General features: G+C 37.7%; 7 protein-coding genes and 1 pseudogene. 5 read left to right on the top strand and 3 right to left on the bottom strand.

The annotated features are described in order from the left end of the window. The first annotated feature begins 304 nt into the window (after positions 1–304). The 5 genes and pseudogenes from ABMA79_RS03955 to ABMA79_RS03975 all read left to right on the top strand — a co-directional run bounded on the left by ABMA79_RS03955 (position 305) and on the right by ABMA79_RS03975 (position 7714). Positions 305–1819: pseudogene (locus ABMA79_RS03955) on the top strand (FumA C-terminus/TtdB family hydratase beta subunit). Between the two features lie 30 nt (positions 1820–1849). After that, on the top strand, positions 1850–3781 hold the full coding sequence (locus tag ABMA79_RS03960; RefSeq protein ID WP_393090454.1) for an acetoacetate--CoA ligase: 1932 nt from the start codon (positions 1850–1852) through the stop codon (positions 3779–3781). Between the two features lie 100 nt (positions 3782–3881). Continuing rightward, entirely contained in the window at positions 3882–4604 is a 723-nt protein-coding gene (locus ABMA79_RS03965) for a hypothetical protein (RefSeq protein WP_393090457.1), read from the top strand. A 249-nt stretch (positions 4605–4853) separates the two neighbouring features. Next, positions 4854–5567 (top strand): hypothetical protein, encoded by a 714-nt coding sequence (locus tag ABMA79_RS03970; RefSeq protein WP_393090460.1) that lies wholly within the window; start codon positions 4854–4856, stop codon positions 5565–5567. 8 nt (positions 5568–5575) lie between these two features. After that, positions 5576–7714 carry a hypothetical protein gene (locus ABMA79_RS03975; protein WP_393090463.1) on the top strand — a complete coding sequence of 713 codons (2139 nt, stop codon included), beginning with the start codon at positions 5576–5578 and terminating at the stop codon, positions 7712–7714. A 61-nt stretch (positions 7715–7775) separates the two neighbouring features. On the opposite strand, the gene ABMA79_RS03980 is transcribed toward ABMA79_RS03975, so the two are convergent. The 3 genes from ABMA79_RS03980 to ABMA79_RS03990 form a co-directional block, all read right to left on the bottom strand. Then, a complete protein-coding gene (locus ABMA79_RS03980) occupies positions 7776–8357 on the bottom strand; it encodes a hypothetical protein (RefSeq protein ID WP_393090466.1) in 582 nt (193 codons plus the stop codon). Positions 8358–8460: 103 nt separating this feature from the next. Beyond that, positions 8461–9588, bottom strand: a complete 1128-nt coding sequence (locus ABMA79_RS03985) for a hypothetical protein (RefSeq protein ID WP_393090469.1) — start codon at positions 9586–9588, stop codon at positions 8461–8463. Further along, positions 9589–9948: a response regulator gene (locus tag ABMA79_RS03990; RefSeq protein ID WP_392856111.1), complete on the bottom strand. Its 360-nt coding sequence runs from the start codon at positions 9946–9948 to the stop codon at positions 9589–9591. Positions 9949–9981: the final 33 nt, after the last annotated feature.

Here is a 9981-nt window from a genome sequence, read left to right on the forward strand (position 1 = left end):
GACAAAAAAAGTAACAAAGAAAAAAGTAGCTAAAAAAGCGACAAAGAAAAAAGTAGCTAAGAAAAAAGTAGCTAAGAAAAAAGTAGCTAAGAAAAAAGTAGCAAAGAAAGCAACTAAGAAAAAAGTAGCTAAGAAAGTAGCAAAGAAAGTAACTAAGAAAAAAGTTACGAAGAAAGTAGCAAAGAAAGCAACGAAGAAAAAAGTTGCTAAGAAAGTAGCAAAGAAAGCAACTAAGAAAAAAGTTGCCAAAAAAGTTACGAAGAAAGTAGCAAAGAAAGCGACTAAGAAAAAAGTTGCTAAGAAAATTACAAAGAAAGCGACTAAGAAAGTAGCACCAAAGAAAGCAGCTAAAAAAGTAAATCCTTCAAAGGACCTTTTTGACTCTCTTTTAGAACTTATTAGAGTTACTTCAACTGTTCTTCCTGACGATATTCAACGAGTTGTTCTTGATGCTCTTCACAGAGAAGAAAAGAATACAACTGCTGAATACGCAATGAATATCATTCAAGCAAATATCAAGATGGCAGAGAAAAAGTCTCAGCCACTTTGCCAAGATACAGGGACAATCGTATTCAAGGTATATCATCCAAGAGACTTTGATCAAGATGCATTCAGAAAGGTATGTGAAAAGGCCGTTCTTGAAGCAACTAAAATCGGTTACCTAAGACAGAACTCAGTTGACTCACTAACTGGTAAGAATGACTGTATGAATGTTGGTGGTGGACACCCTGTTATCAAATTTGAGCAACACAAGTCTAAGAACCTAGAAGTTAAGCTTATGCTTAAAGGTGGGGGATGTGAAAATGTTGGTGCTCAATACTCTCTTCCAAATACAGAGCTAAACGCTGGACGTGACCTTGATGGTGTAAGAAAAGCAATTCTTGATTGTGTTCAAAAAGCCCAAGGTAAGGGATGTGGGCCAGGTGTTCTTGGTGTATGTATCGGTGGTGATAGAGGAACAGGACACGTCGCTGCTAAGGATCAGTTCCTAAGAAAGCTAGATGATACAAACGCAAAAGCTGAACTTGCTGCTCTTGAAGCTGATATTGTTGAAACTGCAAATAAACTTGGTATTGGGCCAATGGGATTTGGTGGTAAGACAACTCTTCTAGGTTGTAAAGTTACTGACCTTAACCGTTTACCAGCATCATTCTTTGTTTCTGTGTCTTACATGTGTTGGGCATTTAGAAGACAGGGGATTGCACTTAAACCTAATAACCAAATTAAAAACTGGCTATACTAAGAGGCGTATATGAAACGTTTAGATTATCCATTTACAAAAGAACAAATTAGAGAACTTAAAGTTGGAGATATGGTTTTAATCTCTGGAAAGATGTTTACGGGACGCGATGCTGTTCACAAACGTCTTCACGAAGGGACAAAGCCACCAGTTGATTTAAATAACCAGATTATCTATCACTGTGGACCTGTTGTCCTTGAAAATGAAGATGGAACATACGAAGTTAAGGCCGCGGGGCCGACAACTTCAATTCGTGAAGAGCCGTATCAGTGGGAAGTCATGCGCGACCACGGTATCCTTGGTGTTATCGGTAAAGGTGGCATGGGACAGAAGACTCTTGACGGTTGTAAAGAGTATGGATGTGTTTACTTCCACGGTATCGGTGGCGCTGCACAGGTTTTAGCTGAAAAGATTAAGTCTGTAGACAATGTTTATTGGCGTGATCTTGGTTCACCTGAAGCAATCTGGGAATTAACTGTTGATGAGTTTCCTGTTGTTGTGACAATGGATGCTCATGGAAATTCTCTGCACTCAAAAGTTGAAGCGGAGAGTGCTGAAATTCTAAAGGGACTAGTTTAGTTTTAACTAAGCAATTTGAGGTTAGAAGAAGTGAATAAGATTTTATATACGCCAAGTAGAGAGCGAATTCAGTCATCAAATATGATGGAGTTTATAAGACAAATTAATAAGTCCCAAGGACTCGATTGTAAGTCTTATCACTCGCTACATAAGTACTCGGTGGATAATCCTAAAAGCTTTTGGAAAGAACTCGTGAAGTTCTTTGACGTTGATTATACTGGTGATTTAGAGCCAGTGTGCACAGATTTAAGCTTTGATACTTATGGATGGTTTCCAAAGGTAAAATTAAACTTCGCAAAGAACCTTCTAAAAAATGGCCGTGACGTATCCATTGCTTTAAATAGCATTAGAGAAAACGGCCAGGCTCAAAAAATTTCATATAAAGACTTAAAAAATACGGTTGCTGGCCTTCAAGAAGTTATCGCACCTCATATTTCAAAGGGTGATGTTCTTGCTGGCTATATGCCAAATATCGCTGAAACAGTCGTTTCAATGTTAGCGACAACATCTCTTGGCGGTGTCTTTACATCAACTTCATGTGACTTTGGTATCGAAGGTGTTATTGATCGTTTTGGGCAATCAAGGCCTAAAATTCTTGTAACAGTTAGTGGTTACGAGTACGGTGGTAAGTACTTTGATTTAACAGATAAGATTAATGCTGTTGTCCAGGCAGTTGACTCTATTGAGAAAGTCATCGTTGTTGACTTCAAAGGTGAGGGGTTTGATGCAAGCTCTATTCATAAGGGAGTTAGCTGGAGTGAAGTTGTAAAACCAGTCGATAAAGAGATCGAATATACAGAGTGTGAATTTGTCGACCCTCTCTATATTATGTACTCGTCTGGAACAACTGGAAAACCTAAGTGTATTGTTCATAGTGTTGGTGGAACACTTGTTAATCATATTAAGGAACTTGGCCTTCACTCAGATCTTAAAGAAGATAAATCAATCTTCTTCTTCACGACTTGTGGGTGGATGATGTGGAACTGGCTTGTTTCTTCTCTTTATTTCGGATCAACAGTTGTGCTCTATGAAGGCTCTCCTGGTTATCCTACTTTTGGCGATTTTGTTTCACTAATTGAAAAAGAACAGCTTAATATTTTTGGGACAAGTCCAAAATTCTTAAAGGCCTTAGAAGATTCAAATATGGATCTTTCTAAGTATGATATGTCATCACTTGAAACAATTCTTTCAACAGGAGCACCGCTGCTACCTGAGCAGTTTGACTATGTATATTCGAAGTTTAAAAAAGACATTCAACTCTCAAGCATCTCTGGTGGAACAGATATTATTGGTTGTTTCTTCTTAGGAAACCCAATTCTTCCTGTCTTTAGAGGTGAGCTTCAGTGTGCGGGCCTTGGTATGGACGTAACCTGCTTTGATTCACAAGGAAAGAAAGTTGAAACAGGTGAAGAAGGTGAGTTAGTTTGTCTTCAAAGTTTCCCTTCGCGCCCAATCTACTTCTTAAACGATGATGATGGTGAGCGTATCAATAAGGCATACTTCTCGGAGTTTAAGGGAGTGTGGCACCACGGTGACTTTATTAAGATCACTGAAGGTGGTGGAGCTATGGTTCTTGGCCGCTCTGATGCTACTCTAAATCCTGGAGGTGTACGAATCGGTACGGCCGAAATTTATCGTCAAACAGAGACGATCGACTTTATTGAAGACTCAGTTTGCGTTGGAAAGAATGTCGATGGCGATGTTGAGGTATGGCTCTTTGTTGTAACTAAAGATGGTCACGAGCTAACTAAAGAAGACTGTAAGTTTATTAAAGCGCGTATTCGCGAAAATACGACGCCAAGACATATGCCAAGACGTGTAATCCAAGTTAAGGGAATTCCATATACTCGCTCTGGAAAGAAGATGGAGATGGCCGTAAGTCGTCTTATCAATGGCCGTGCTCTTGATAATGTTCAGGCCGTGGCAAATCCTGAGACATTAGATTATTTCTCAAATATCTAAGCTCTCTAGGCAATTGATTTTATTTGATATTCATGGGTTTCTTCTTTGGCCATTGGGATAACACCCGATGAGTATAGATAGTTCAAAGAGGGAACATGTCATGCGAAATTTTATCTACCTATTCCTTGCGCTTAATTGTGCTTTTATTCAAGCTAAAAGCACGAATTCTGTTGAATGTTTAGGCGGAAGTTTCGAAACACTTGACCCTGTAAATGTTAAGAATGTTCGAAAACTTGCTTCATCAAAGTCTCAATCGATTGGGCCTATTATCAATTATGATTATAACTATCCAAAGCTACCTAGAAATATAAAAGAGATTCTAAGTCCTGATTTAAGAACTGTTTGTGATTTCTATGCTAAGGCCAATCCTACTGATCCATTTTTTCAAGACATTCGCGATAATATTACTGAAAAATACAAAGATGGCGATGATACAGATTTTTTCTTCAAATACCTTTTAGTTCTTCCTTGCTGGCATTATTCTAAAAATATGTTTGATTACTTTACGTCTGGTAATGATGCTAATGCTAGGGCAGGTATCGGACTCTTGTTTGGTGATATGATGCACCCATTATTTGGTGGAGCTGATCCAAATACTTTTATTCGTATCTGGCGTGAAGGGAAGATGTTTGAAGGGCCAATGTATATTGTCTATGATCATCTTCTAAAAAATTACTCAAAATCTGAGCGCTTTAAAATTGAATATCTACCTATTGTGAAACGACTTAAACACCCTAGGTATATTGCAAAGTTTCCAAAAAAGTCTCTAGAACTGATTAAAAAAGAAGAACCTGATATGCCAATCACGCTACCAATGCCGTAGAGGCAATCTCTATTGCCAAATTTTATTGGGGCCTACTTTATAAGCAATCAAGTGCTTACGGCCTCTCTTTGTTCTTAATTTCTAGTTCATTTATAATAATAGCTGAGGCGTTACCTCTGGTAATGACGTGTTTTCAACTACTTAGTGAATAGGTTCACTCAAGTAAGTTATTGAAATTATGCGAAATTTTGTGAACTAAACCCTAAAGTCAAATATTTTGCTTCCGATTAGTTCACAAAGGATTAGTTTATGAGGAAGTTGATTTTATTTTCTATTTTAGCACTTTCAACGCAGTTAAGTATATTTGCTGCAAGTGGAAAGGACTCTGCAAATGAGGCAACACCCGATTGCTTAGAGAATGCTATTCCAAGTACTCTTGATTCTAAGAACTCGAATAATATTGAACAAATTGTCGAGTTACAAAACGTAAGAAGTCATGGAGCAAATCCTAATTATCCTAAATTTCCTGATAATATCGATGAAATTTTAAAGCCAGATAAACGAACGGTTTGCGATGCCTATGCAGTTCCGAACGAAATCGATCCATCCTATCGTTCAGTTATGAAACATATTGATAAGACTTATAAAGATGGTGATCATAAAGATTTCTTTTTTAGATACGTTTTATCTATGAACTGTTGGCCATTTCGTGAGAACTTCTTCGCCTATATGATTAAAGGTGGAAATGTTGGTCATGCGATGGGAAATATTATGAAGTCTCCATATGGTGGGCTTGATCCAAATGCATTTATTCGAATTGAAAGAGAAGGTCGAGTCTTTGAGGGGCCAATGTATCATGTTTATGAATATTTAGAGAAGAATTATAAAAATAAATCTGAGTCTTCGAATGAATATATAGCTGCAATGAAAAGACTAAAGTCTTCTCGCTATCAATTATATCCAGTTAAATCACTTAATCAGATAAAGAAAGAAGAACCAAATATGCCGATATCGATAAGGTGATATAGACATTGAAAATATTTAGAATTATTTTAATATTCTTATTTTCTCTTAATGCTCACAGTGAGTGTCGAAGCGGAATTGTCGCTATTTTTAAATCAAGCACTATTGAGGAAATTTCACAAAGCATTGGCGGAGTGAAGGCAAAGGTAGGTGAGTCTTGCAAGAACTCAATCGGATTAGAATTAAACTCTGATTCGTATTGTGAATGTATTTCAAAAAATCAAGACACTGACTTTGATGTTAGTCGTAAGATGTTTCGCCAGAAAAATGGGAAAGCTTTAAAAAGTATTATTTTTGATCTTGCTGAAACTATTGCAGTAAATGATAATCCAGATCTTACACTTAATTGTAAACTTCATGACACCTTAGTCAATAATTGTGATGCGCAAATGATTAGTGAAATGTTTCCTGAATATGAGGGAACAAATTTTTCACAAGAAATGTTTGCGGATTACTTAGAAATCTTTAATGTAAATTCAGGTGGTGGAAAGAAAACAATTGATCACTTTCGCTCAAATTCGTGCTCGTCCACTTTTGTTCGAAAGAGCTCAATTGAAGGTAATACAGCAAGTGTTCAGGCAGAACTAGATAAATCGTGTGAACAGTTTACGAACCAAGTTATTGGTCTATGTCAAAATGAATCATTAACAGGTGTTGAATATGATAATTTTGATTTCGATTTACCAACATTAGAAAATGTCGATTCTTTTAATTACTTTTGTAAAATAAAAGATCGTCCAATAAAAGATATCAATACCGATAATAATACATTATCAAATCTATTCTTAGCTTATGAGAAGAAAGACGAAGAAGTGTCTCCTTTATGTAAAGAAGTCTGTATTGATGAAGCACCATACTCTGTTAGAGGCTGCCAAGTTGATACTCAAAAAGCTATTGTAGCTCTTAAAAGATTAATCGCTAGTGAAAATGTTAATAATGAGGAAATAACTTTTTTAAAAGAAATTATTGGAAATCAAGTTTCCAATGATGTTATTGAAGGTAAAATCAATGACGATGATCTAGCGTATTTTAAGAAAAACCTTGATGACGATGATTACAATAATATCGTTCAAATTGTAAAAACGGGAAGAAATCAGGCATCTGTGAATCAACAAGACTCACTAGTTTCTCAGTTCTTTGCAACGGAAAAATCCGAAGCTGTGTCAACAAGTCTTGCCTCTAGCGACAAGACAAGACCTGCTCCTGCTCAATCTACAGCTGCTCCGCAAGAGCAGTCAGTGCAACAAATTCAACAACAAATGATGGATGCCGTGCCTGAGCAACAGGCGGCTATGAATACTTCAACTCAGTCCATGGGACCGAGTCAAAATCGTGCTTTAACTTTTGGACGCCGTGGAAAGTCTAATAATGCTTCAAGGGCAACAAAAGATATCGTTGCTTCTGTTAAGGCGTTAAGAGAAGCGGGGAGCTCTCTTGCAAGTGCTCTAGATGCACAAAAGAAGAGACTTAAAAGAGAAAGAGAAAAGATAGCACGTGAAAATCAAGATAAGTACCAACGTTATGATGCTGAAACTCTTGAGCCAATCCAAAGAGGTAGAAGAGGAAGAGGTTCAAACGGATCTGCTAATTATCCGATCGCAAATGTTGCCAGTACTGGATCTGGTGGTGGATCAAACTTTGCCACAGGTGGCGGTGGGTCTTCTTCAACTGGAAGTTCAACATTTACGCAACCTGAGAAGAAGGCAACAGTAGTTGATATCACGGGGCGTTCGGCACCAAATATTGATTTAAATAATCTTCAAAGTTCTGGAGCAACTTTACCGGCTTCGATTACAAATCACCCAGATGCATCTGAGATTTCAAAAATGTTCAATGGCCTTGCCTATGAGAAAGATGAAAAGGGCAGAAGTATTGCAAGTGAAAAAGGTGAGGTTAAAAAGATTAAGGTTTCTTGGGGTGCTGAGAGTATCGACCTAGGCTCACTTCTTATTAACGCCAAAGACTTAAAGCCTGGTGAAGAATTTATTGTCTACAAAGGTGATATGGATAAGTTTGTAAGGCTTACTCCTGCTTATCGCTTTCAAGCTGGAAAGCGTGTCTTCATCGGTTACCGAGTTGAAAATCGAAATCGCAAAAATGCTGACTTGGCCGCGAGTCTTTATGCCAAGAAATTTTTAATTCTATAATTCTATTCAAATTTATATTATGAAACTTTATGCCCTTAAAATGACTTCAAGGGCCTTTGATTTATTGAACCTCTTCAGAAGGAAGGTCGTCTGATGAACCATCATTTGGCCCAGAAGGCTCTGTAGGTTCTGGCCTAACTGGTGCCTCTGTAAGTCTCTTGTAGATAACAATTAGACGATCTTTTTCAGCATTAAAAAATAGTACTAAGTAGAAATCATCAGATTGTTCTTCTCTAAAAGACTCTAGGTTTCCTGATTGTTTTAGAGAATCAGCTTTAGTTGAAGAGTAGAAGTCTTCAATCTTCTTTGTGTCTTCATATGAGAAACGAGTTGAACCAACGTGATCTGTGGCAAGTGTATCCATGATAACATTGATCTTTTCGTCTTTTAAAAGTAGTTGTAGTCTGCTGTCATCGGCACCAAGAATTGCTTTTTGCAGACCTTCTTTTAGCTCTTTTGAAAAATCAGCGTATGAACATTTATTAGAGATAAATACTAACTCGTTTGCCGGCTTACTCTCTAGGCCTATTAGTTTTTCTTGAGTTAACTCAAGACAAGGCTTTGGTGTAGGTTCTTGACCATGATCCCCAGTATTTGCAAACACTGGTAGAGCAAGTAGTAATGCTAGTATTGTTTTTTTCATTTCCCTAATTCCCTAATATTATTTGTTGATACGGGCATCCTCCCATAGTTGAGCTTATCAGGCAAGCCTTTGTGCGGCGAGTTGTATAATGTACTGGATGTAACTACTTGATTTTCTTAGCGCCAGAATAGCGTAAACGGACTTCGTCACTTAACCATTGGCCAGCAACGTCTTCTGCCATGAAATCATCGCAATAACGGGCCGGATTTCCGCGTGGAAACTTCTTCTTACCATCGTAGAAGCTCAGGCAAGTTTGAGCGTAACTTTCGATATATTCTGGAAAGTTCTTAGCAAACCTCTTGATAATAACCTTCGTTTTTGTGCTGGCCTTACCGTTTCGGCGATGAAAGATCTCTCCTCTTAGAGGGTGATACTTAAGAAGATCGTCCAACACTTTTTTTCTGCTGTCATAATTGGCCGATAATTCTTCCATTTTATTCCAGGCCATATTCATCACAGGCCCAGGGATTGGATTGGTTAAAAGGTAGTTAGTAAGGAAAACAGATTTCGTTTGTTCATCAATTTTATCAAATGCATTGAATGTTAGAAAAATGATTTCGCTATTATAATCACTTGGCCTAAGAAGTGACTCAATGTCGGCCTTGGCAAAACCATTTAGACAATCTGGATTAAAGATATCCTTGGCCTTGTTGATGATTGAGGCCTTAGTGTCTGTGCGAGAAATCTCTTTGACAATAATTTGTAGGAAGGCCTTCTGCCCCTGATCTTCGCGACAGTAGTAGATTGAATCGTTACTTTTTAAAGGTGCCTTGACTAAGTTGTCATACTTGCTCTGGAGTGGTGCTGCTAGCACCTTATAGATATCAAAGTCGATATCAGGATAGCGGGCCGAATGAGAAATATAAGTATCTAAGTCTTTTTGACAGTTTGAACACTTTTGAAAGTAGAGTCTAGCGTATTTAGAGTAGGCAAGAGTGAAAAAGGCATAGGCCTTAAGATTCTTATTCTCAATGTACTTTGTTATTTTTGAGAACTGCGCCTTATTAATCTCATTTTTATTGATAAGATCTTCGACATACGAAGTTGCCATCTCTCGCGTCATCTTCTTCCATTCAAAATCTCTTTGAGAAGGCCTAACATCTAGGAAGTGCTTCATATATTCACGATGAGATTTGTCTTTATAGAGCACACGCAAGTCATCCATCGTATAGGTGATGGCCGATACCTTTACTGCTAGGAGTGATATAAATAGACAAACCATTATGCGCATTTAAATAATGTCCTCAATCACAGAGAAGAGAGTTTCTTTTTTAAAAGGCTTTTTAATGAAGTGAACCTTGTCTCGAAGTTCCTCATTGTCTAGCTCTTCGTCACCGGAGATGATGATATACTTCAATGTACCTGCTTTCGAGCTATTCTCGAATCGACGCACAACTTCTGCGCCACTAATAACTGGCATATTCTTATCGGCAATGACTACCTTGAGGTTGTCGCTAATATTGTCGAAGTAGTGCTCCACGTCAACTTCACCGCTAAGGGCCAATGTCTCATGGCCTTCTTGGCTTAGGGTAAGAGCAAAGAGCTCAGCAATATTCTCATCGTCATCGATAAATAGGATCTCTTCATTCATAAATATATTTTCTCAAATCTTAATTAATATCAA

This window comes from Halobacteriovorax sp. HFRX-2_2, from assembly GCF_043196705.1.
Lineage (GTDB): Bacteria > Bdellovibrionota > Bacteriovoracia > Bacteriovoracales > Bacteriovoracaceae > Halobacteriovorax_A.

Coding starts and splice junctions, on each gene's coding strand:
- ABMA79_RS03965 (WP_393090457.1), top strand. CDS start 3,882: ATGCGAAATTTTATCTACCTATTCCTTGCGCTTAATTGTGCTTTTATT.
- ABMA79_RS03970 (WP_393090460.1), top strand. CDS start 4,854: ATGAGGAAGTTGATTTTATTTTCTATTTTAGCACTTTCAACGCAGTTA.
- ABMA79_RS03980 (WP_393090466.1), bottom strand. CDS start 8,357: ATGAAAAAAACAATACTAGCATTACTACTTGCTCTACCAGTGTTTGCA.
- ABMA79_RS03985 (WP_393090469.1), bottom strand. CDS start 9,588: ATGCGCATAATGGTTTGTCTATTTATATCACTCCTAGCAGTAAAGGTA.
- ABMA79_RS03990 (WP_392856111.1), bottom strand. CDS start 9,948: ATGAATGAAGAGATCCTATTTATCGATGACGATGAGAATATTGCTGAG.